Source organism: Neobacillus sp. K501 (genome assembly GCF_053749995.1).
This window is the reverse complement of sequence record NZ_JBSLYA010000005.1, coordinates 135,073-156,988: the sequence shown is the minus strand read 5'-3', so window position 1 is coordinate 156,988 and position 21,916 is coordinate 135,073. Positions and strand designations below refer to the sequence as shown.

Annotated in this window: 24 protein-coding genes; 3 read left to right on the top strand and 21 right to left on the bottom strand. The window is 39.1% G+C overall.

Annotated elements, in window-relative coordinates:
* Positions 1 to 5 precede the first annotated feature (5 nt).
* The 17 genes from ACWM35_RS13565 to ACWM35_RS13485 form a co-directional block, all read right to left on the bottom strand.
* Entirely contained in the window at positions 6 to 899 is an 894-nt protein-coding gene (locus ACWM35_RS13565; protein ID WP_454819274.1) for a peptidylprolyl isomerase, read from the bottom strand.
* A 20-nt stretch (positions 900 to 919) separates the two neighbouring features.
* Positions 920 to 2,293, bottom strand: coding sequence for a S1C family serine protease (locus ACWM35_RS13560; protein ID WP_454819272.1), 1,374 nt, complete (start codon positions 2,291 to 2,293; stop codon positions 920 to 922).
* Positions 2,294 to 2,434: 141 nt separating this feature from the next.
* Complete coding sequence (locus ACWM35_RS13555) at positions 2,435 to 3,856, bottom strand: ATP-binding protein (protein WP_454819269.1); 1,422 nt, start codon at positions 3,854 to 3,856, stop codon at positions 2,435 to 2,437.
* Positions 3,834 to 4,532, bottom strand: a complete 699-nt coding sequence (locus tag ACWM35_RS13550) for a winged helix-turn-helix domain-containing protein (protein WP_454819267.1) — start codon at positions 4,530 to 4,532, stop codon at positions 3,834 to 3,836. Before ACWM35_RS13550 ends, ACWM35_RS13555 begins: the two co-directional genes overlap by 23 nt.
* A 162-nt stretch (positions 4,533 to 4,694) precedes the next feature.
* The gene (locus ACWM35_RS13545) at positions 4,695 to 5,687 is read right to left on the bottom strand and encodes a phosphotriesterase family protein (RefSeq protein WP_454819265.1); all 993 of its coding nucleotides are present in this window, start codon (positions 5,685 to 5,687) and stop codon (positions 4,695 to 4,697) included.
* A 25-nt stretch (positions 5,688 to 5,712) separates the two neighbouring features.
* Positions 5,713 to 6,687: a quinone oxidoreductase family protein gene (locus ACWM35_RS13540; RefSeq protein WP_454819263.1), complete on the bottom strand. Its 975-nt coding sequence runs from the start codon at positions 6,685 to 6,687 to the stop codon at positions 5,713 to 5,715.
* A gap of 14 nt (positions 6,688 to 6,701) precedes the next feature.
* Positions 6,702 to 7,481, bottom strand: a complete 780-nt coding sequence (locus ACWM35_RS13535) for an enoyl-CoA hydratase/isomerase family protein (protein ID WP_454819261.1) — start codon at positions 7,479 to 7,481, stop codon at positions 6,702 to 6,704.
* A 21-nt stretch (positions 7,482 to 7,502) separates the two neighbouring features.
* On the bottom strand, positions 7,503 to 8,273 hold the full coding sequence (locus ACWM35_RS13530; RefSeq protein WP_454819259.1) for an SDR family NAD(P)-dependent oxidoreductase: 771 nt from the start codon (positions 8,271 to 8,273) through the stop codon (positions 7,503 to 7,505).
* A gap of 15 nt (positions 8,274 to 8,288) precedes the next feature.
* Positions 8,289 to 9,353, bottom strand: a complete 1,065-nt coding sequence (locus ACWM35_RS13525; RefSeq protein ID WP_454819257.1) for a phosphotransferase family protein — start codon at positions 9,351 to 9,353, stop codon at positions 8,289 to 8,291.
* A 61-nt stretch (positions 9,354 to 9,414) separates the two neighbouring features.
* Positions 9,415 to 9,816: an acyl-CoA thioesterase gene (locus ACWM35_RS13520; RefSeq protein ID WP_454819255.1), complete on the bottom strand. Its 402-nt coding sequence runs from the start codon at positions 9,814 to 9,816 to the stop codon at positions 9,415 to 9,417.
* A gap of 104 nt (positions 9,817 to 9,920) precedes the next feature.
* Positions 9,921 to 10,484 (bottom strand): TetR/AcrR family transcriptional regulator, encoded by a 564-nt coding sequence (locus tag ACWM35_RS13515; RefSeq protein WP_454819253.1) that lies wholly within the window; start codon positions 10,482 to 10,484, stop codon positions 9,921 to 9,923.
* An 84-nt stretch (positions 10,485 to 10,568) separates the two neighbouring features.
* Positions 10,569 to 12,176 (bottom strand): long-chain-fatty-acid--CoA ligase, encoded by a 1,608-nt coding sequence (locus ACWM35_RS13510; RefSeq protein WP_454819251.1) that lies wholly within the window; start codon positions 12,174 to 12,176, stop codon positions 10,569 to 10,571.
* A gap of 31 nt (positions 12,177 to 12,207) precedes the next feature.
* Entirely contained in the window at positions 12,208 to 12,960 is a 753-nt protein-coding gene (locus ACWM35_RS13505) for an SDR family NAD(P)-dependent oxidoreductase (protein ID WP_454819249.1), read from the bottom strand.
* Positions 12,961 to 12,989: 29 nt separating this feature from the next.
* Positions 12,990 to 14,198 (bottom strand): acyl-CoA dehydrogenase, encoded by a 1,209-nt coding sequence (locus tag ACWM35_RS13500; protein ID WP_454819247.1) that lies wholly within the window; start codon positions 14,196 to 14,198, stop codon positions 12,990 to 12,992.
* 135 nt (positions 14,199 to 14,333) lie between these two features.
* Complete coding sequence (locus tag ACWM35_RS13495; RefSeq protein WP_454819245.1) at positions 14,334 to 14,528, bottom strand: hypothetical protein; 195 nt, start codon at positions 14,526 to 14,528, stop codon at positions 14,334 to 14,336.
* Between the two features lie 210 nt (positions 14,529 to 14,738).
* Entirely contained in the window at positions 14,739 to 15,716 is a 978-nt protein-coding gene (locus ACWM35_RS13490; protein WP_454819243.1) for an alpha/beta hydrolase, read from the bottom strand.
* A gap of 14 nt (positions 15,717 to 15,730) precedes the next feature.
* The gene (locus ACWM35_RS13485) at positions 15,731 to 16,273 is read right to left on the bottom strand and encodes a helix-turn-helix domain-containing protein (RefSeq protein WP_454819241.1); all 543 of its coding nucleotides are present in this window, start codon (positions 16,271 to 16,273) and stop codon (positions 15,731 to 15,733) included.
* A 153-nt stretch (positions 16,274 to 16,426) separates the two neighbouring features.
* On the opposite strand from ACWM35_RS13485, the gene ACWM35_RS13480 reads away from it, so the two are divergent.
* The gene (locus ACWM35_RS13480) at positions 16,427 to 17,308 is read left to right on the top strand and encodes a VanW family protein (RefSeq protein WP_454819239.1); all 882 of its coding nucleotides are present in this window, start codon (positions 16,427 to 16,429) and stop codon (positions 17,306 to 17,308) included.
* Between the two features lie 27 nt (positions 17,309 to 17,335).
* Here ACWM35_RS13480 and ACWM35_RS13475 read toward each other — a convergent pair whose 3' ends face one another.
* Positions 17,336 to 17,593 carry a hypothetical protein gene (locus ACWM35_RS13475; protein WP_454819237.1) on the bottom strand — a complete coding sequence of 86 codons (258 nt, stop codon included), beginning with the start codon at positions 17,591 to 17,593 and terminating at the stop codon, positions 17,336 to 17,338.
* A gap of 221 nt (positions 17,594 to 17,814) precedes the next feature.
* Here ACWM35_RS13475 and ACWM35_RS13470 point away from each other — a divergent pair, with 221 nt between their 5' ends.
* Entirely contained in the window at positions 17,815 to 18,066 is a 252-nt protein-coding gene (locus ACWM35_RS13470) for a sigma-G-dependent sporulation-specific acid-soluble spore protein CsgA (protein ID WP_454819235.1), read from the top strand.
* A 200-nt stretch (positions 18,067 to 18,266) separates the two neighbouring features.
* Here the strand turns inward: ACWM35_RS13470 and ACWM35_RS13465 are convergent, their stop codons facing one another.
* The 3 genes from ACWM35_RS13465 to ACWM35_RS13455 form a co-directional block, all read right to left on the bottom strand.
* Positions 18,267 to 18,437 (bottom strand): Arc family DNA-binding protein, encoded by a 171-nt coding sequence (locus ACWM35_RS13465; RefSeq protein ID WP_454819233.1) that lies wholly within the window; start codon positions 18,435 to 18,437, stop codon positions 18,267 to 18,269.
* 13 nt (positions 18,438 to 18,450) lie between these two features.
* Positions 18,451 to 19,317, bottom strand: coding sequence for an SPFH domain-containing protein (locus ACWM35_RS13460; RefSeq protein ID WP_454819232.1), 867 nt, complete (start codon positions 19,315 to 19,317; stop codon positions 18,451 to 18,453).
* Positions 19,318 to 19,414: 97 nt separating this feature from the next.
* On the bottom strand, positions 19,415 to 20,290 hold the full coding sequence (locus ACWM35_RS13455; RefSeq protein ID WP_454819483.1) for a YitT family protein: 876 nt from the start codon (positions 20,288 to 20,290) through the stop codon (positions 19,415 to 19,417).
* An 818-nt stretch (positions 20,291 to 21,108) separates the two neighbouring features.
* Between ACWM35_RS13455 and ACWM35_RS13450 the strand changes: the two genes are divergently transcribed.
* Positions 21,109 to 21,891, top strand: a complete 783-nt coding sequence (locus ACWM35_RS13450; protein WP_454819230.1) for a GNAT family N-acetyltransferase — start codon at positions 21,109 to 21,111, stop codon at positions 21,889 to 21,891.
* The last annotated feature ends 25 nt before the right edge of the window (positions 21,892 to 21,916 follow it).

The following is a 21,916-nucleotide window of genomic DNA, read 5'->3' as shown; positions in this document are numbered from 1 at the left end:
ATCTTTTAGCCTGTTACCGTTTCAAAAGAATTTTCAATATCATAATCTTTTTTCTTCTCTTCTAACCAGGTTGGATACTCTGTTTCCATTTTTTCCTCGAGCAAGGTTTCCTTCATTTTATCCTTACTATCTTCGAAATTTGCTTCTTTCGCTTCTTTCTTGTCCTCTACCTTAATAATATGATACCCATATTCTGATTTTACTGGGTCACTAATTTGATTCACAGGTAATGTAAACGCAACCTCGTCAAATTCGGCTACCATCGTACCTTTTTCAAAATACCCTAATTCCCCGCCGCTTTCCTTCGTGCTTTCATCCGTTGAAAATTCTTTTGCTAATTCAGCAAAATCTTCCCCGGCATCTAATTTAGCCTTAATTTCTTTTGCTTTATTTTCATCTTCCACAAGAATATGGCTAGCTTTAACCTGTTCGGCTTCACCTAAACTGTCTTTGTTTTCATCAAAGTACGTCTGCAAATCTTCATCAGAAATTTCAATTTCCTTTTCTAATAATTTTCGCAGTGTTAAATAGTTCGTAATATCATCTTTTAGTGCCGCAAGTGTCGTATTATTAGATTCTAGCATTTGGTTAAATGCGTCTTCACCGCCATATGATTCCTTCAACTGGTCTAGTTCTTTATCTATTTCCTTCGTAGAAATGGTGATCTTTTGCTTTTTCGCTTCCGCAACAACAATTTTATCTGCAATGATTTGATCAACTGTGGCAGCACCATAAAGTTCGACCATTTCATCATAAAGTTCTTCCTTACTAATGGACTCACCATCAAACTTAGCAATTGCATCATCTTTAACAAGTGTTAAACTCAGAAAAACAACCACCACTAGAATGAAAGCGGTCATGATAATAAACATTTTCTTATTATTCTTAATAAAAGCCATTCAATTTAATCTCCCTCAACCTATTTTGAAAGTTGGACAGTAATGGTTGTTACTTCACCGTTACGATTCACTTCCATTTTGATCTCATCTCCATTTTTCACTTCAGTATATAAATACTTTCTCAATTCTGTGGAATTGGCAATTTTCGTTCCATTCATCGAGACTATAACGTCCTTTACCTTTATACCAGCCTTTGCTGCAGCAGAATTGTCTTCTACAGTAGTAATCATGACTCCGCCATCTACATTAGCTGGCCAATAAAATTCTGGGATTTGCTCTAAATCTGCTAGACCGACACCTAGATACGGACGCTCAATTTTCCCATTTTCAATCAATTCGTTTACGATTGGGATGACATCATTGCTCGGTATGGCAAATCCAATACCTTCTACACCACTTTCCGCTATTTTTAAACTATTGATCCCGATGACAAGTCCTTCAGGATTGATTAATGCTCCACCACTATTTCCTGGATTAATCGCCGCATCGGTTTGAATGACATTGGTATCCCAATTACCTGCAGAGGTTGAAACAGCGATGCTGCGATCAATGGCGCTAACAATCCCTTGGGTAACTGTCCTTGATAGTTTAAGTCCAAGCGGATTCCCAATGGCGTATACATCATCGCCTGGTCGAAGTCCAGATGAATCTCCAAACTGTGCGGTTGCCTCTACATATTTGGCATCAATTTTTAATACTGCCAAGTCAGTTAAAGCATCTGTTCCGACAATTTCAGCTGATACCTTTTCGCCATTATATAAAGATACGTCCAATTTAGCTGCACCTTCCACTACGTGATTATTAGTCACAATGTAGGCAATATCATTCTTTTTCTGAAAAATCACACCAGAGCCTGTACCACTTTGAACCGTTTCGGATGAATTAGAACTGCCATAAAAGTTCCGACTTTGTTGCTGCTGATAATTCTCAATCCCGACAATCGTTTTCGAAAGCTGTTCCACTGTGTCCGCAATTGAGCCATTCGATTTAGACGAAGTCTGTTGGAGAGAAACAGGTTTTATTGCTGAATCATTTGTACTTTGAACTGGACTCTCCACCTTTGATTGGAAGTTTTCCATATAATCCGTGTATGGAAGAATCGTTAAAGTCAACACCGAGCCAACTACGCCTGCAGCTACCATGGAAGCAAGGCCTTTGAAATTTCTTTTTTTGTTACTTTTTTTCTTTTCAATCCGATTATTCATCGTTGATTCATCGCTAGCACTTATTTCTGTAAAAGCACTTTCGTGACTTTCAGCAGGTTGCTCAGGAATTCGTTCACTGTCCACGACATGACGATTCTCAATATAGCTTGGTTCAGTTTCCGTTTCGTTTAAATATTTATCATCAGATTCTTGATTATTCGGCTCTTTTTCAAATTCATTGAAATTCATCTTCCTTCTACTCCTTCACAGTAAATCATTTATATATCTATACTTTAGCCAACAATTATGAAAAAACTGTTAACAAACTTTAAAGCAAATTGGAAATAATTAAGAAAAAAGTAGCAAAAAGCTGCAGGAATGTCCTGCAGCTCAGCCTTTAAAACGTATGACAAACTTCGTTCCTTTCCCTTTTTCACTAAATACATGAATCTCACCGTTATGAAGCTGCACTAACTGCTTGACAATGGATAGACCTAGACCAAATTCACCATATGGATTCGTGGTTCTTGAAAGATCAGCTTTATAAAAACGACGCCAGATGTTCTCGACTTCGCTAGGATCAATCCCGATACCAGTATCTTCGATTTCGATGATTGTATCCTTCTCTTCCATTCTACCTCTAATCCAAATGTTCCCATTTTCCGTAAATTGGATACTGTTTTTAATAATATTTATTAAAATTTGAACGAGACGATCATAATCCGCATTCACCATCGTCCTATCATCAGCGACGACAATAATTTCAATATTTTTTTCATCAGCTTGTGGCGACAATTGTTCTTGGATGATTTCAAACAGCTCGACTAACTGAATATCTTCGCGAAATAACTGAATTTGATTGGAACGAATTTTTTCATAATCCAGGTTTTCATTTACAAGACGAATCAGCCGTTTTGCTTCTTGACTGACTAATTGAATTCCTCGTTCCTTATCCTCTTCTGGAATCATGTCATTTTTCAAGCCTTCAACCACGCCGCTAATGGTCGTTAACGGGGTCCTCATTTCATGGGAGACATCTGCCATAAATTGACGCCTGCGGTTCTCCAGATTTTCAATTTCCTCCATTGAATGATTTATTTTTTTAACCATATGGTTAAAATCATTGGCTAATTCACCGATTTCATCAAAATTAGAGGAAGGTACATGGACATGATAATCTCCGGCTGAAACAGCCGATGTTGCTTCACGGAGACGCTTGATTCGATTCACATGGATAAACGATAAAAGCAAGCTTAGGAGAAAAGATACTCCAAGTGCAATCAATATCGCGTAAAATAAGAATTGATTGACTTGCTTAATCATTGCGCTTGAGCCACTTATTGGAGATGTTAATAAAATTCCCCCGACAAATGTTCCCTGGTTTTTATACGGTATAACAACAAACGTCATACCCTTATCATATCTCTTATAATCACTTAGAAAAATAATTGTTTTTCCATTCTTAACTTGTTCCCACTCATCTTTATTCAATTCAATGCCCGGTCCTTTTTTTCCAACCGAATATAAACGAGCCTCCTCGTCAAAAACACTAAAACTGATATTTCTAGAGCTTAGAACATTGCTATATTGATTGAGAATTTGATCCTGTACAGCCGGCGAGTTCCTATCAATGTCTGATAAAATCGCTTTTCCATATGTTAAAAGCTCATCCGCTTTGTTTTCATAAACCAAATTCCCAACATAATGCGAAAACATCAAACTTAATACTAAAAAGGCGACGATAATAATACTAATATGGCTAATAAATTGCTGATAAATATAGCGAATCCTAATCGGCTTTTTGCGACTCATCAAACTTATAACCTACTCCCCATACGGTGTGGAAGAATGGTTGTGATTCCAATTCGACTTTCTTTCGCAGTCTCTTAATATGAACATCAACCGTTCGTTCATCACCATAAAATTGGTAACCCCAAACCCGCTCGAGAAGCTGCTCACGGGAAAACACTTGGCGCGGATGCTCAATCATATAATAAAGAAGATCAAATTCCTTAGGGGTTAGGTTGGTGATTGGCTTCCCATCCACCATCACTTCTCTCGTGTTTTTACTAATTTTAAAATGCTCTGTCTCTAAAAAATCAATAGGCTGGCTCTGTGTCACTTGCGTTTGAACCCTACGCGTGACGGCCTTAATTCTTGCCATTAATGTTAACGGACTAAAGGGCTTTGTTACATAATCATCGGCGCCCATTTCTAGCCCTAATACTTGGTCAGACTCGGTATCTTTGGCTGTCAGCATGATAATCGGTACTGTATGTTTTTCTTCTCTTATTTTTCGGCAAATCGTTACTCCGTCCATTCCAGGGAGCATCCAATCGACTATTAACGCATCCCAAGTGCCTGACTTAAAACGGTTATAACCTTCTAAACCGTCATTGACAAATACACCTTCAATTCCTTCTTTCGCAAAAAACATTTCGATCATGGAACAAACACTTGTATTATCTTCGATCACTAATATTTTCAAATTGTTCATCTCCTAATACACAAAACTATCCTTTCCTTCAGTTTATACCATTTTTCAACCATATCAACTAGGTAGCCCAATCTTCCCAGTGATTTAATAATTTGTTCATAGTTTATTAATAAAAAAAAGAGGCTTGAAAAGCTTCAAGACCTCTAACGTTTCTTATACTTTTATAGGTGAACCATTGAATAGGGCTACTGCATTTGTACCCAGCATTTTTTCAAGCTGAACTTCTGTTATTCCATTTTCTCGCAATAACGGCAGGATATTCTCAAATATATGGGACGGTTGCCAGTTCGCCATAATTTGGGAAACTTCTTCATTCATCACAGGCGCCCGGCCGAGCCAAACGATGATCGCATCATGTGACAATAGGATTTGGTCCTCATAGCCATCGGCAATTAATGACAACAATGTTGTTACCCGTTCTTGATCAAACGGAGCTCCGACTAACACTTGTACACCAAAACGGTCAAAGCCAATCCGAACACCTTGATCCATGACTTCCTTATGGTAATTGGGATCTGTGTTTCCACACATATGACCGATGATGATTTTGCTTGGATCGACACCAAGCTCAATTAAGTATTTCGCCTGTTCCTGCCCCATTGTTCCTTCCTGCGTGTGCGTTAGTAGAACAATTCCCGTTTCTTTATGAACTCTCGCGGCAGCACGGAAAAACATTTTCTCGTACTCCGTTATTTTATCCTTACTAGAAGCTAGCTTTATGATACCTGGTTTGATTCCCGTTCCTGCAATTCCCTCGGCAATCTCCGTTTTAAACATTTCATAAATATCTTCTTCTGCTGTTCCGAGTCCGTAACGTAGTTGAAAATAGGGTGGTGCACCTTCGCCTTCATAATAATAGCCGGTAGCACAAATAATTTGCAGCCCTGTTGCCTCAGAGATTTTCTTTAAAAATAAAGGATTTCGCCCACATTCATTCGGGGTCGGATCGACCACTGTTTGAACTCCGAAACTCATCATCTGCCTGGCGGCTCCAATCGCAGTCTCTAACGCTTCCGCTTCGTTAAAAGCGCCTAATGTGACATCTCCTTGATAGCCTGGATAACCGAAGGCAAAATGCTCGTGAATTAAGGTCTTACCTAGTTGATCAACAGAAATTGGGCCAGTTACCGTTTCAACCATTTCCATCCATGCTCCACCCTCTATATTAGAATTATGGTTCTAAAATCAACTTACCCATCGTTCGGCGAGACTGTAGGAGTGTATGAACCTTCGCTGCTTCCTCTAACGGGAATACACCGCCAATCGTAAGCTTTAACTTGCCTTCCGCGAGAAATGTTAGCAACTCTACTAAGCTTGATTGAAATAATTCTGGTTTCCTCATAATTTGCGGTAAGAAAAAGCCAATAACTGATTGGTTTCTTCCCATTAATGCCCCTGGATAAAATTTCGCTTGTTCGCCGCTCGCTGCACCGAAAATGACCAAACGGCCAAAGGTAGCCAGGCATTTTAAGGTTTGATGAAAAACCTCGCCACCCACCATTTCAAGAGCAACATCCACACCTTTTCCACCTGTAGCTTCAAGGACTTGCTCCACCCAATTGGACTCGGTATAGTTAATCAGGACATCCGCCCCCATTTCGCTGGCAAGTTCTAATTTTTCTGCCGAGCTAGCAGTCGCAATAACTTTTCCGGCACCGAATAATTTTGCCAACTGTACAGCAATGGTTCCCACACCGCCGGCTGCAGCATGTACGAGAACCGTTTCCCCTGCTTCTAAACGACCCATTGTTTTCAAAATATGATAAGCGCTTAGCCCTTGAAGCGGTAAAGCCGCTGCATTCTGATAGTCTAAATTCTCAGGTAGCGGGATTAATGAACGTTCATCAGCAAGAGCAAAATCAGCGTAACCACTTGATTCAATGAGTGTTACCACGCGTGTTCCTGGCTTCACCTTTGTTACTTTCTCTCCTACTTCAGTGACGATACCCGCAATCTCTGCTCCTGGTATAAACGGCAGTGGCGTTTTAATGACATATTTCCCTTCTCTCCGGGCTGTGTCGGCATAATTCACCCCAATTGCCTTGATTTCAATTAAAACTTCATGTCCTTTTGGAACTGGCCGCTCTAATTCAACTAGTTGTAATACCTCGGGACCGCCATACTCTTGTAATTGAACCGCTTTCATTGTAAGCTCCTTTTCTACCTGCCCTTAAATGCTGGTTTTCTTTTTTCTTTAAACGCTGTAACGCCTTCTTTATGATCTTCTGTTTGCACCATTAATACTTGGGTAAGACGCTCTTCTTCTAGAATCTCTTCCAATGTAGAAGTTAACGAATGATCGATTAACTTCTTAAGTTTCCCGTATGCTCTTCCAGGTCCATGGGCTAATTTTAATGCAAGCTTCGTCGTTTCTTCCTGAAGCTTTTCAAGCGGAATCAGCGCATTAATCACACCTAATTGATAAAGTCGCTCTGCAGGAATCGGCTCTGCACTAAAAAAGAACTGCTTCGCTAAATGAGGACCAATTAATTTTGGAAGAAAATAAGAACCACCGCCATCAGAGACAAGCCCCACTTGAGAAAAACTTAGTGCGAACTTACTATCCTCTGCTGCCACGATTAAATCGCAAGCTAAGGCGAGATTAACTCCAGCTCCAGCGGCAAAGCCATGAACAGCCGCAATGATCGGCTTTTCCAGATTCTTCATTGTCAGAATGAGTTGGTTTAATTTGCCGACATGATCATATACTTGAGTCGGACCGGCTTGCCCCATTGTTTTGACATCTCCACCAGCACTAAAGGAACGACCGGAACCAGATAGTACAATGACCTGAACATCATCATCATTTTGCGCCTCACGTATAGTGTTGGTTAATCCTAATATCATTTCCGGACTAAAAGCATTTAAACTTTCTGGGCGATTTAACGTTAAGGATAAAACAGGGCCTAATTTCTCCACTAATAAATGTTCTTGGGTCATTCCAATCATCCTCTCAAAATATTATTTTATTAACCAGCCACCATCTACTAAAATATCAGAACCAGTCATATAGGAAGCTTCACTAGAGGCCGCAAAGGCGATGACATTGGCAATTTCCTCAGGATTCCCCACTCTCCGTAGAGCCGTATTTCGCTCTATCGCTCGGACAAATTTCTCATTTTGGAGCCCTTGCTCGGTTAAAGGTGTTTCAACAAAACCTGGTGATACGGAATTCACCCGTATTCCATAAGAAGACAACTCGAGCGCGAGCGACCTCGTGAAATTGATTACAGCTGCTTTCGCTGCACTATAATGCGGGATTTCCGCACCTGCCTGATGCCCAGATAAAGATGCAATATTGACAATGGCACGGTCTCGCTCGTCGCGCATTGCTCCTTCGGTCATGATTTTTCCAAGTGCCTGTGAGACAAGAAAGACACTTTTTAAATTGACATTCTGAATATCATCCCATTCTTGAGCAGACATTTTTAATATTCTTGTATGAGACGATCCACCAGCATTATTGATCAATACATGTAAATCTCCATATTGCTGCTCAATATACTCTGCTAATTCCCTGACATCACCAGGATCGGTGACATCAGCTGCGAAAATTTCTGCCCTCGGAATTTTAAAGCACTGATTGATTTCACGCGCTGCTTCCTCGAGCTTTGCCCTTGTTCTCCCGACGAGAATCACCTTTGCCCCTTCACTTGCAAGCCGGTGGGCAGCAGCCTTTCCTATTCCACTGCCTGCTCCGGTTACTACCGCAATTGCTTGTTGAAATCTCACGTAAACCGCCCCTTTTTACGAAAATGCAATGGTTGTTGCGTGATTGATTAGTACCTTTACCTTTTCATTCAAATTGGCAAAGCGCAAATCACTCGTCTGCCCTTTTTTATATCGGTAGTAGATTTGCTGACAAATCACCGCCAATTTAAAATAGGCAAAGGTTAAATAAAAATTCATATTCGTAATATCCCTGCCGCTTTTCTGGGCATAACGTTCGATGATTTGCTCTCTAGTGAAGAATCCATCTTGGCAGGTTAGGTTAGAACCCATCCCTATTTGGAAATCTTCAGGGTCATCCGCTTGAATCCAATATCCAAGTGCAACCCCAAGGTCTGCGAGTGGATCGCCGACTGTTGTCATTTCCCAATCAAACAAACCAACCATCTCCGTTAAGCTATCGTTGAACATCATGTTATTGAATTTATAATCATAATGAATTATGGCTGCTTCATGTTTTAAGGGAATATTATCAATCAGCCATTTTCTCAAAGATTCCACGGTATCAATTTCCTCGGTTTTTGCCCGGTCATAGCGGCCAATCCAGCCATGAACCTGTCTTTCCATAAAGCCCTCCGGCTTACTCAATCCAGTAAGACGGGTTTCCTTGTAGTCAATTGAATGTAATTCAACGAGCTTATCTACCATCAATTCTGATATTTTTTGGCAAAGCTCTTTGGTTACTTGAATCCCCTCAGGGAATATCGTATCAATCACTACACCACGTTTACGCTCCATAATGAAAAAGGGGCTGCCAACCAATTCAAGCTGATTTGAAAACAGTAGCGGCTTAGGCGCGGCAGAATAAACGGGATTCAGCTCCGAAAGGATCTTGTATTCTCGTTCCATATCGTGAGCTTTAGGTGCAACCGGTCCGAGCGGCGGCCGCCTTAATACTGCTTCCCAATCCCCCATTTTTATCTGATAGGTTAGATTCGAGTGTCCAGCGGAAAATTGTAAGATTTCAAGAGGACTGTTCGGCAGATTTTGGATCGATTCTCGTAAGAACCCTTCTAAAACAGCTAGGTTTAGTTCCTCCCCTTTACGAACAGGAATGGTATCCTTACTCATTTGATGAGGCATCATATCCCTCCAATCAATTCAAAAAATTCTGATATTTACATCGAGACTTCTAGATTAACCTCTAGGAGTGAACGAAATAATGCTGTAAACCTTCTTTTAATATTTCTGGGAGCGGTTCACTTTGCTGCTTTTCAAAATCGAAGCAAACCATAATGGCATTACCTTTAGCAATGAGTTTGTCTGTTTTCGCATCGATAATATCATGCTCGATTTGGAAGCTTTTCGTGCCAATTTTTGAAACATACGTTTTGATCATAAGCGTTTGGTTAAAGTACCCTTGGCTTAGAAAATCACATTTTGTAGAAGCAAGGATAAAATTCCACGCTTCAGTATTCATATCGAATCCTAATACTTCGATAAAACGAATCCGTGCTTCCTCTAAATAAATAAAATAACTGGTGTTATTAATATGACCGAGAGCATCGGTTTCGCTGAAACGAACATTTACTTGAATTTCATGCATGAACTTTATCACCTCATAATAGCGAACCAAGGAATACCAACCAGTTGGTATGTAATTGATAAAAGGGGAGAGGCTTGTATTCACAAACCCCTTTTATCATTTCTTCAATTCGCTTGGATTCCCTCTAAAATCATTTCGACAAAAATTTCGGCGACTTCACGATCAGTGGACGCACCAGCTGGATTAAACCAATGATAACTCCAATTGGCTGCTCCAAGTATTCCAAAGGTAATAATTGGCGCATTGATATCTGCTCTAAATTCTCCATTATCAATTCCTGCTTTGATTACATTCTCAATATTAAAACGGAATTGATCACGTTTTGGAATGATTAAATCAAGGCGTTCTTTACTTAAGTTTTGAATTTCTCTAAAAAAGATTTTTGCAGCAGATCTCTGTGTTTTAATATTGCTAATCAGCATATAAACAATCTCAAACAACTTTTCTTTACAACTAGTATCAGCATTAATAATTTGCTCTTGGTAGGCTAGTAAACCATTGATGTATCCGATGTTAATATCCATCAAAAGTTCTTCTTTACTGGAAAAGTAATAGTAAAAAGTTCCTTTCGTTACACCAATGGCATCCACGATATCCTGGATTGATGTTTCAGTAAATCCCTTTTTTTCGAATAATCGGATACTTTGTTCTGTTATTTTTTCTTTCACCTTAAAAATCCTCACAATCTCTAATATGTCTAGTGAAAATTATATCATAATTTACTAGCCCAGCCATTTGAACAGACTTCTATATTATTTTACCGTTTCTTCTCTTAAGGAACGGCGAAGAATTTTTCCTACGGCTGTTTTTGGCAGCTGTTCACGGAATTCAATGATTCGTGGAACCTTATAAGCTGACAAATTTTGCTTGCAATATTGAATAATTTCCTCTTCAGTGGCTGATTTCCCCGCTTTTAACACGAGACATGCCTTGACGTCTTCTCCTCTATACGGATCAGGTACACCGATTACAACTGCTTCTTGAATAGCAGGATGTTCGTATAATACTTCCTCAATATCCCGAGGGTAAATATTAAAACCACTGGCAATAATTAAGTCTTTTTTCCGGTCAACGATATACAGGTAGCCATCCTCATCGACTTTCCCGATATCACCAGTGAATAGCCAGCCATCCCTTAGGGTATTGGCCGTTTCTTCCGGCATATTCCAATATCCCTTCATAATTTGCGGCCCTTTAATAATAACTTCACCCAGTTCACCCACAGGAACTTCGTCTGTCCCCCTTCCAACATCAACAATTTTATATTCTGTAGATGGCACTCCTATTCCTACACTTCCAGGCTTTCTATCTGCGAAAGGTGGATTACAATGAGTAGTTGGAGATGCTTCTGAAAGTCCATAACCTTCTAGAATCTTAGCACCTGTTTTTGCTTCAAAATCACGAAGTAATTCTACTGGCATCGGTGCGCTGCCGCTATTACATGTTCTTATACTTCCAAGTCCATACTCTTCTGCATGCGGATGGTTCGTTAGTGCCACATACATGGTTGGAACCCCAGGGAAAGTCGTTGGTTGTTCGGTTTTGATGGTATTTAGCACTTCTTCTAAATCAAAACGAGGAAGCATAATCGACTCAGCACCAGTAAAAATACACAAATTCATGCAAGATGACATCCCAAAAACATGGAATAGTGGAATGACCGTTAAACAGCGTTCTTTCCCAAATTCCATTTCATGTTTAAAAAATTCATAGCTTTGCAGGACATTCGCTAAAATATTTCGGTGTGTCAGCATCGCACCCTTAGACCTGCCTGTTGTACCGCCTGTATATTGAAGAATAGCTACATCATGCTCTGGTTCAATTGTTACCGGGGTAACTTTTCCATTCCCATCTGCAAGGAATTGTTCAAAGCTGCGGTCAGGTGAAAAATCATGACCAGCTGGTTGAAGACTGACGACAATAATATTTTTTAAGCTAGTGTTTGCCTGTACACTTTTCACTCTAGAATAGAAAGCATCCATAACAATGATCGTTTCTGCTCCGGAATCGGTCAAAATATACTCAATCTCCCGCTCCACACTCATAGGGTTAACTTGAGTAACAATGGCCCCGGCACCCAGAATACCATAATATGAAATGACGTATTGAGGGCAGTTTGGCAGCATGATCGCCACCCTGTCACCTTTCTGCACTTGATTCTGCTGGAGTGCTGAAGTAAAGCCTTGTGCTAATCCGAGTAATTGCTGATAACTAATTTTATCACCGAAGAAAGAAAGAGCGTTATTTTCCGGATATTTCGCGGTCGTTTCTTGAAGAATTTGGACCACAGTTTTATCTGGAATGGATATCTCTTTTGAAATTGTGTCTGGATAATGTGCTAACCATGCTTTCTGACCCATCGAATTCCCTCCGAAATTATAAACTTTAGTATTAAAATGTAAGACCGCCGCCGTCTACTGACAGGGTCGCACCAGTAACAAAAGACGCTTCATCAGAAGCTAAAAATAACACCGCATTTGCAACCTCATCAGGGTTACCAATTCTCCCTAGTGCATTCGCCCGCGAGATAATCGGCCATTTCCGTTCATCCTGCTTCCAGTCCTCAATGATATTGGTATCAATCACTCCAGGAGCAATTGCATTTACTCGAATATTATTTTTCCCATATTCAAGTGCTGCATTTTGGGTTAACAGGACAACACCTGCTTTGGAAGCATTATAGGCTGCTTGATATTTTTTGCCCTTTAACCCTAGTAAACTAGAAGTATTAATAATTGCCCCACCGCCAGACTTGATTAGTTCAGGAACTGCATATTTGATCCCTAGGAAAACACCCTTTAGGTTAATATCAATAACTCTGTCCCATTCTTCTTCATCAAGATCAACACTTTTCACTTCTGAATTAGCTATTCCAGCATTATTAAACAAAATGTGCAATCCACCAAAGGAGCTAACCGTTGTGTTAACAGCGTTACTAATTTGCTTGGCATCCTTCACATCTGTTCTGATAAAAATGGCTTCTCCGCCATTATCCTTAATCAAACTGACGGTTTCTTCGCCACCTAAGGAATCTAAATCAGCCACTGTCACTTTGGCACCTTCTTTGGCAAAGCGAATCGCCGTCGAGCGTCCGATACCGCTGCCGCCGCCTGTTACCAATGCAACTTTTCTCGATAATCTCATTTTTTTTCACAGCCTTTCAAACTAGCAAACTATTGGTATTTTCTAAGTTCAAGCTTTGCAAGTTGAGCACGATGGACTTCATCAGGACCATCAGCAAGTCTCAACGTTCTAGAACTTGCCCACATTGCAGCAAGTGGGATTTCATCCGAAACTCCAGCTCCGCCAAATGCTTGGATCGCACGATCAATGACCCGTAAAGCCATAGATGGAGCCACTACCTTGATCATTGCTATCTCCGTTTTTGCCTCTTTATTTCCAACTGTATCCATCATATAAGCAGCTTTTAAGGTAAGCAGTCTTGCTTGCTCGATTTCAATTCTTGAATCCGCAATCCATTCTTGGATTACTCCTTGAGAGGATAATGGTTTTCCAAAGGCGACACGATCCTGAACGCGCTTACATAAAAGTTCAAGAGCTCGTTCTGCGGCGCCAATTAATCTCATGCAATGATGGATTCTACCTGGTCCTAATCGACCCTGGGCAATCGCAAAGCCTTTTCCTTCTCCCCAGAGGATGTTCTCTTTCGGAACACGAACATTTTCATAATTGATGATTCCATGTCCATGTGGGGCATGATCATAGCCAAACACCGGCACCATTCTTTCAATCGTTACCCCTGGTGAATCAAGTGGTACAAGAATCATCGATTGCTGCTCATGACGATTAGCATTAAAATCGGTTTTCCCCATCACAATTGCAATTTTACATCGTGGATCTCCAGCACCAGATGACCACCATTTACGGCCATTAATAACGTACTCATCACCATCTCGTTCAATCCTGGCCTCAATATTCGTTGCATCCGATGAAGCCACCGCTGGTTCTGTCATCGAGAAGCAAGAACGAATTTCTCCTGCTAATAAAGGTTTAAGCCATTTTTCCTTGTGTTCCTCCGTTCCATAGCGGACAAGAACTTCCATATTACCTGTGTCAGGAGCACTGCAGTTAAACACTTCAGGTCCAATCGGAGAGCGTCCCATGATTTCACATAATGGGGCATATTCTTGATTCGTCAGCCCTGCTCCATATTCACTCTCTGGTAAAAATAAATTCCAAAGACCTTCTGCTTTCGCTTTTTCCTTCAGTTCCTCCATAATCGGTGGAACCGCACTCCAGCGGCTTTCCTGTTCATTTAATTGCTGCTCATAAACTCGTTCGTTCGGATAAATATGTTGTTCCATGAAGTTAGAAAGTTTTTCTTGCAATTCCTTAACTTTTTTAGAATATGAAAAATCCAATCTCTCCACCTCTTTCTACATACTAACCAGTTGGTATGCTACAAGTACTATTATACCTCCAAATATTAAATATTCAATTTATTTCTTAATATTCTAAAAAAATTTAAAGCAGATGTAAATGATTACGACTCTGCTTTAAAATCTTTTTTGCGCTTTCTTTTGTTTATTCATGATATCATGCGATTTTTCAATAATATCGGTTAAGACATCCCCTTTATAGATCCGTCCTAATTTTAGATTTTCTTGATAATACTCAACGATTTCATCAAGCATCGCAGCTGTTTCTTTTGTAATTCTTACATTTAATTGAATTCTACCGTTTTCAACCAAGATTGACACTCCCTATCATATAAATAGCACACTGCTAGCACTTTGCTTTATTTCGAGTAATTACTTGATAATATACTATCATTCTACATTTCTTTCGCCTATTATCGCAAGAGATTAAAGCAAAATAGGGCTGTCGTCCTGACACCCCTTTTGCGTATAGAATAAGTTGTTGATTTGCACTCCATTCAACGAAGTTATAATGGCTTTGCTTTAAATGACGATCGTTTCTTCTTTTGATTTTTTTGCATTGTGATTATGAAACCAATCATTTAATAGCTTCATTAATTCTGGATGGACTGGAAGGTCAGCCTCAGCAAGGATATCCTTTTTGGCTGATAAAATGTTGGATGTAGTAGACTGAAATTTTAAGGAATGCCCCATATTTTCAACAACATGGTACTCGGCGTCACTCTTCACATACTTAGGCAGATCTTTTAGTACCTCTGGGTTAGCTTGAATGTCTCTTGCGCCGGTTATCGCTAAAACGGGACATGTCACCTTAACTAAGTCCTCTCTTGCATTATAAGAAAAATGTTCGCGCAGCCATTTTGCATTCGTCTTCATACCGCTGACTCTGATAACATCTTCTGTCGATCGAAGCACTTTCTCAATTTGTTTTTGTGCTTGTTGTTCCACTTTTTTATGTGTTCCTAATAACCGGAGCAAAAATCCTTGAAACCCCTTAAGCCTTATAATATCTTCGGTAGCAATTTCTCTTTGGCGCTTTAATGCTTCTGGTAACGTCTCGACAGCACCTGCTAGTAAAATTAACCCTGCAAGTGGTTCACGTGCTGCTATGGCTGTACCTATGAATGCACCCTCACTATGACCTAAAACCATCACCTTGTCGGGGTCCACTTCAGGCACTGTTTTTAAGTATTGTACAGCTGCTCTAGCATCGTCAATCAAATCCCATAGACCCGTCGCTAAGTAATTCCCTTCGCTTTCTCCTACCCCGCGTTTATCATAGCGCAAACTTACAATCCCTAATGAGGAAAGAAACTCTGCTAATTGACGGTACAAGCGTAAATCTAATTTTTTCGATACTTTTCCGTTTCGGTCGATTTTTCCTGTCCCTTGAATGATTAACACAGCTGGATTCTTTTCAGCTTGCTTCTCAGGTATATTTAACGTCCCATTAATTGCCACCTTACTTTGAATCGTTACTTCTCTCTCCCTAAATTTCATTCAAATAACCCCCTTTATTTTCCCTTTGGCTCTGGTATCATCATGGTCGCTACCGTTCTTCTTCTTCTGTTCTCAGCTGGCTGATTATGAAAAAACTTAGAATAGACGGTTGTAAGTTCCTTGAGAAACTCATTAAATTCCACATCACTTAAGTAAATGGAAGCTTGGCGAAAAGATACCCCGTCAGCAAGAAAATCTACTTTTTCTTGAATAACATATCGTTCAAATTCCCCCATTAAATTGGCCATATATTTAATAAACAAGGCCATTTTTTCATCTTTCGGCAGGATATTAATTTCATCTGGACCAATTACTCCCGCATTTGGATCCTGCATCGAATAGACTTTTTCGACTGTTCCCCGTACCGGTATTTCATCAACAATATGAATGACCTCCGCTTCTACTAATTTTTTTATGTTTCGATATAGAGAAGCTTGCGGTATATCTGGAAGCAATTCCCTCAATTGCTGGGCTGAAAGCTGACGATTAATTAAAAATTGAATAATTCTCATCCGAACGGGATGTAAGATTACGTCTACTGTTGATTCTTTCGTCATGTATTTGAACTCCTGTTTTTTTATTATCATTCTCAATAATGATAATATTATAGTTTTTGATATTTGTAAAGGTAAAAAAGGAAATTTTTTCATTTCTTATTTTTACATGAAAAGGGATTTTTCGACTAAATCTATCTTGAGGAGGTTTGGCCCATGATTTTAGCTTGGATTTTAGGAACATTGTTACTTGGCTATCAAGCACCCGCATCCGATAGTTTAACGATCACATTGGAAGGACAACCGGTAGCGACTGTTAACCGCTTGGATTATACTGTCGGAAATACGGGGATACCACTTATCAATTCCAATAAATTAAACCATTTGCTTGAAGACCTTAATAAGTTAGTTTCAATCCCACCTAAAGATGCAGCATTAGATATACACGAAAATATTATTCCGGAAAGGATCGGTTCTACCCTTAATCGCAGAGCTTTTACAGCGCAATTTTATGATTATTTTTTAGGTCATAACATGAAACAAATAGAAATACCTGTTCTTTCCGTCTACCCAAGAGTCGATAGTGAAATCCTTTCAGAAATTCGAAGTAAAAGGATAGGTCGATATATCACTTCTTATAATCCTAGAAATTCAAGACGTGTGAAAAATATTCAATTAGCAACCGAGGCCATTAATAATACTGTCGTTTTTCCAGGTGAGAGCTTTTCATTCAATCGCATAGTGGGGAAAAGAACAGCAGCTAAGGGATATTTAAAAGCAAAAGTGATCGTTAGAGGAGAATATGCAGAGGATATTGGCGGAGGTATTTGCCAAGTATCCTCTACATTATTTAATGCCGTTGATAGTGCAGGACTGAAGATTGTCCAGCGATTTTCACATAGCAGGCATGTCCCTTATATTCCCCCAGGCCGGGATGCAACGGTAAGCTGGTATGGACCCGATTTTGTCTTTAGAAATAGTTATCATCACCCTGTTTTGATTCGTGCCAAAACGATTGGAAATTTAGTCGTCATTTTAGTCTATTCTTCAGAGGAAATGGAATATTCACCTCGTAAAGTTCCCTTTCCACCCCTGTAAAAAAGCCCGCAAAAATGCGGACTTTTTTTACTTTCTATTTTTATCATTTTTTAACGCACTGGCCAATAATTCTTCGGAAAACTCAGCTAACGCGAGGTTGGTCATCCCATTTCGTGAATTCATATTCTGTTGAAAAGGCAGTGCAATGTCTTTTCTTCTTCCTCTAGTCATTCCAAACACTGCTGCGCTTAATCCGAGTCCAATCAGAGAGGCCCACATTGTCCCGCTCCTCTTCCGTTTTTTAACAAACATATTGAAAAACGGAAGTTTTAATATGTCCCGCATCCAAAGCACTCCTTTCCTTTAGAGATGGAAAGATAAAATACCCTTCCATTAGCTTAATCTGTACATTAACGGTGAAAATATAAATGGAAAACAACTTATTCTTTGTAATTTGCTTACAATCTACAGCCAATTAATCTTTTGTTTTTTTGTGTCATGAACAAAGTATATAATCATTCATTCGTCAAAGAATAAACGTGTGAAAGGATGAGGTGATGGATGGAATGGATAAAACTTTGGGTTATCTTCGTGAGATTTTATCTAATTATACGGATCAACACTCTGAAGGCCGACAGCTATTTCGGAAATTATCGGAAGGAAATTATTCCAATGAGGGGATGTTTGTCAGGGACCTAACTAGTAAGGAGATCGATTTTTTAAATCATATTCTTCCGAAAGAAATTAACTATGCACAGGAAGAACAAGATGAAAAGCGCGCTTATCAACTAAACGAAGTTTATGAATTATTACTTTAACAATGAAAAGAGATGGCAACTGAGTTGACCATCTCTTTAATCGGGAAATATAAGAAGATTTTCCTAAAAATATTTCCGAGGTAAGCGCAATGTACGACAAAAGTTGAGATGTGAAATTGGATGTTTTCTTCATTAAACGACAGGATATGAGGTAAATTGATTCATTTCCAGGCGCTTCCGACAAAAAACACTATTTTTTATCAACTATCCTTCTTGTTCGATTTCTTTAGTCTTCCCGAATCCTTTAATGCTTTTTTGATGATTAATTCAATTTGGGCATTCACACTACGAAATTCATCCTCTGCCCATTTTTCCAGCGAATCATATACTTCCTGGTCCATTCGTAGTAAGAATCGTTTTTTTTCAGCCACTAGATCACAACCCTTAGTAAATCGTTCCTGTGTTGATGACAGGCTGGCTCCCCTTATCAGCAACTAATGCTACCATTAAGTTATTTACCATTTGTGCTTTCTTTTCTTCGTCTAGCTCGACAATTCCTTCAGAACTTAATTGATCTATCGCTGATTTTACCATTGAAACGGCACCGTCCACAATAACCTTCCTTGCAGCTAGGACTGCTTTTGCCTGCTGTCTCTGTAACATCGCATGGGCAATTTCACTTGAATAAGCTAAATGCATGATCCTCGCCTCGATAATTTCAACACCAGCAAGCTCCAGTCTTGTTTGTAAATCCTTTGTCAATTCATCCGCCACCTCGTCTGAATGCTGACGTAATGAAATTTCATAATCATTATTAAAATTATCATACGGATACTGACTAGCGATATGGCGAAGACCCGTTTCACTTTGTGTATGAACAAATTCTTTATAATCTTCCACATCAAAGACCGCTTTCGCAGAATCAAAAACTTTATAAACAACCACTGCAGCAATTTCAATTGGATTTCCTTCTAAATCATTTACTTTTAATTTATCACTGTTAAAATTGATAACTCTTAAAGAAACGTTTTTCCTAATGGTTAGTGGAACGCTCAACCAAAAGCCTTCCTGTTTAATAACACCTAAGTAGCTCCCAAAGAGGGTGAACACTTTTGCTTGGTTGGGCTGAATGATGGTGAAGCCCGAAATAAGGAGAAAAGTAAGAACTCCAAATAAGATTGCTAAGACTAAGGCTAGTATACTTTCATTCAAACCAAATTGTATTAAGTTCCAAGCAGTTAATGCCCCACCGAGCAAAAACAGAAGTACTCCTAAAAAACCATTGACCTTAAACATTTCTTTCTCTTTCATACGATCACTCCTCGTAACATCTTCCTTATATCATTATGATATCACTTTGTTATCAAAAAGGAAAGCCTAAAAAAGCTTGCCGAGCCCCGGCAAGCTTTTAGTGAATATCTCTTTTCTTAAATCTTCCGCCACGAACTTCTGCAATATCTGCAACCGCAAGAAAGGCCGTTTCATCACTTTCCGTAACAATTTCTTTTAATTTTGCTTCTTCAAGACGATTGATCACACAAAAAATGACTTGCTTATCATCTCCAGAATAAGCGCCTTCACCATGTAAATACGTAACACCACGGCCAAGACGATTCATGATAGCATCGCCAATTTGTCTCGCATTATCACTAATAATCCAGACTGACTTAGACTCATCAAGCCCTGTGATGGTAATATCAATTGTTTTATAGGCAACAAAATAGGCGATTAATGAATACATGGCTCGATCCCAGGAGAAAACAAAACCTGCACTACCAAGAATAAATAGATTAAAAAACATAATGATTTCGCCAACTGAAAATGGAAGTTTTTTATTAAAAAGAATGGCTAATATTTCTGTACCATCGAGTGAGCCGCCATAACGAATGACCATGCCTACCCCAATTCCAAGGACAATTCCACCAAATACAGAGGCGAGTAATATATCCTGAGTAAAGGCTGGAACAGGATGTAGTAATGTAGTTCCGATTGAAAGGATGATAATTCCATAAAGTGTAGATAAAGCGAAGGTTTTTCCAATTTGCTTATAGCCGATAAAGAAAAATGGAATGTTTAGGATAAAGATAAATAGACCCAATTTCCAACTGGTTAAATAGGAAAGGATAATCGAGATTCCAACGATACCACCATCAATAACATGATTTGGAACAAGAAAGATTTCAAGCCCCACTGACATTAATAGTGCACCTAGTGTAATGAGTAATGCCCGCTGCAGAATTTTCCCTTTTGTCATGCTGCGGTGCTGAATTGGAATATTCCCCATGATCCTTTCCTGTTGTGCGTTTAAACTCATCTTCTGAATTTCTGACATTATCTGGCCCCTTTCGTATGAACTCCTGATTATAGTATATCAAACAACGCTTTCATTTTTATTTTTTTATGCATATACCTCCCATTTTTTTTACCTTTATACAAAGAAAGAAGCCGCCTCAAATGAGACAGCTTCTTGGCAATTAACCTCTTAGGGGACCCAACCATGACATTAGCCAAATGAACATTCAAATACTTCAAATTTAAAAGTATTTTTAGCTAATGTGTGCTTGTTCCGTTGAAGGAATTAATTCACATGATATTCAATGGAATTCAAATTCCTTTAAAGAAACATTTTTTTGGCCAAACCGGTAAGACTCAATTCCATTAGCGTGGATCCGCTTCTTGGTAATGAAGTATTTGATTGGTGATAAAATTTTACTGATAATAGTCATTCATCAGTTCATTTATCTGTAAATCGATTTCCTAGTAACCCTTTATTAAGTGCCTAACATAAAGGATCTGTTAATGATTTACTCGTTACCAAATCAAATCACATTACTCCACTTCCCCACTATTATTAAGGGAAAACCTTTTAACACTCGTTCACAAACGGAACGAACACCTATGGTTGAGCCTCCAAAGAAGTTAATTTATTTTTTCTACACTCTTATTATATCACCTAATTTATATGATGAATGCACAGGTTGTGACAAATCGATGAACTTTTCGAAATATTTATAATACTATTCAAACGTAATACTATTTAAAAGATATTGAAATTTTAATCCCACTTGATTAACCTATTAACTAGGTTAGGGGGAGATTATGATGATTAGGAAAATGACAAAAAATGATCATGAGCGGGTTTTAGCTTTTTTAAGTGAAGAACCTTCGATAAATTTATTTATCATTGGAGATTTAGAGGTATTTGGATACGATTCTGAGTTTCAGGAAATCTGGGCCGAACTGGATGACCAGGATGAAATAAGCGCCGTTCTTCTAAGGTTTTATCAATCCTTCATTCCTTATGCTAAAGAGGAATTCGATGTTAGCAGCTTTGTTTCGATTATGAAAGATTATCCCCAGCCTATTTATCTGTCCGGAAAAACTGAACTTGTAGAAAAATTTGAAGTCTTTCCAGAATTAAAGCTCGGGAAAAAGCAAGTAACACTTTTTGCTGAATGCTTGTCAGACTTATATCTTGGTTCCAATCGACACGAAATTAAAAAAGCAAGCTTAGACGATGTAGACCGGATTATCGAGCTCAGAAGCAGCATTGAGGAATTCACACTTAGAAGTGATGCCAGAGAAATCTTAGTCCAATCCATGAAAACCAATACATCAAGAACCTATTATATGGAGGAAAACGGCATCATGTCAGCATGTGTTTCAACCACTGCAGAAAATTCACTTTCTGCAATGATTGTTGGTGTCTGTACAAGAAAAGAATTTCGACGGCAAGGACTCGCAACGGCGATCATGCAAAGACTGTTTAAAGATGTACTAGCAGAAAATAAGGTCCTTTGTTTATTTTATGACAATCCAGATGCAGGTCGAATTTATAAGCGGCTTGGATTTAATGATATTGGCAAGTGGACAATGCACCGATAATGATTTCCTATTTGCAAAAAAAGGG

Coding starts and splice junctions, on each gene's coding strand:
- ACWM35_RS13470 (WP_454819235.1), top strand. CDS start 17,815: ATGGATAAAACTTTGGGTTATCTTCGTGAGATTTTATCTAATTATACG.
- ACWM35_RS13475 (WP_454819237.1), bottom strand. CDS start 17,593: ATGCGGGACATATTAAAACTTCCGTTTTTCAATATGTTTGTTAAAAAA.
- ACWM35_RS13555 (WP_454819269.1), bottom strand. CDS start 3,856: ATGAGTCGCAAAAAGCCGATTAGGATTCGCTATATTTATCAGCAATTT.
- ACWM35_RS13525 (WP_454819257.1), bottom strand. CDS start 9,353: ATGCCTCATCAAATGAGTAAGGATACCATTCCTGTTCGTAAAGGGGAG.
- ACWM35_RS13560 (WP_454819272.1), bottom strand. CDS start 2,293: ATGAATTTCAATGAATTTGAAAAAGAGCCGAATAATCAAGAATCTGAT.
- ACWM35_RS13505 (WP_454819249.1), bottom strand. CDS start 12,960: ATGAGATTATCGAGAAAAGTTGCATTGGTAACAGGCGGCGGCAGCGGT.
- ACWM35_RS13485 (WP_454819241.1), bottom strand. CDS start 16,273: ATGACGAAAGAATCAACAGTAGACGTAATCTTACATCCCGTTCGGATG.
- ACWM35_RS13540 (WP_454819263.1), bottom strand. CDS start 6,687: ATGAAAGCGGTTCAATTACAAGAGTATGGCGGTCCCGAGGTATTACAA.
- ACWM35_RS13455 (WP_454819483.1), bottom strand. CDS start 20,290: ATGGGGAATATTCCAATTCAGCACCGCAGCATGACAAAAGGGAAAATT.
- ACWM35_RS13490 (WP_454819243.1), bottom strand. CDS start 15,716: ATGAAATTTAGGGAGAGAGAAGTAACGATTCAAAGTAAGGTGGCAATT.
- ACWM35_RS13460 (WP_454819232.1), bottom strand. CDS start 19,317: ATGAAAGAGAAAGAAATGTTTAAGGTCAATGGTTTTTTAGGAGTACTT.
- ACWM35_RS13545 (WP_454819265.1), bottom strand. CDS start 5,687: ATGGAAATGGTTGAAACGGTAACTGGCCCAATTTCTGTTGATCAACTA.
- ACWM35_RS13520 (WP_454819255.1), bottom strand. CDS start 9,816: ATGCATGAAATTCAAGTAAATGTTCGTTTCAGCGAAACCGATGCTCTC.
- ACWM35_RS13480 (WP_454819239.1), top strand. CDS start 16,427: ATGATTTTAGCTTGGATTTTAGGAACATTGTTACTTGGCTATCAAGCA.
- ACWM35_RS13565 (WP_454819274.1), bottom strand. CDS start 899: ATGGCTTTTATTAAGAATAATAAGAAAATGTTTATTATCATGACCGCT.
- ACWM35_RS13510 (WP_454819251.1), bottom strand. CDS start 12,176: ATGGGTCAGAAAGCATGGTTAGCACATTATCCAGACACAATTTCAAAA.
- ACWM35_RS13535 (WP_454819261.1), bottom strand. CDS start 7,481: ATGACCCAAGAACATTTATTAGTGGAGAAATTAGGCCCTGTTTTATCC.
- ACWM35_RS13450 (WP_454819230.1), top strand. CDS start 21,109: ATGATTAGGAAAATGACAAAAAATGATCATGAGCGGGTTTTAGCTTTT.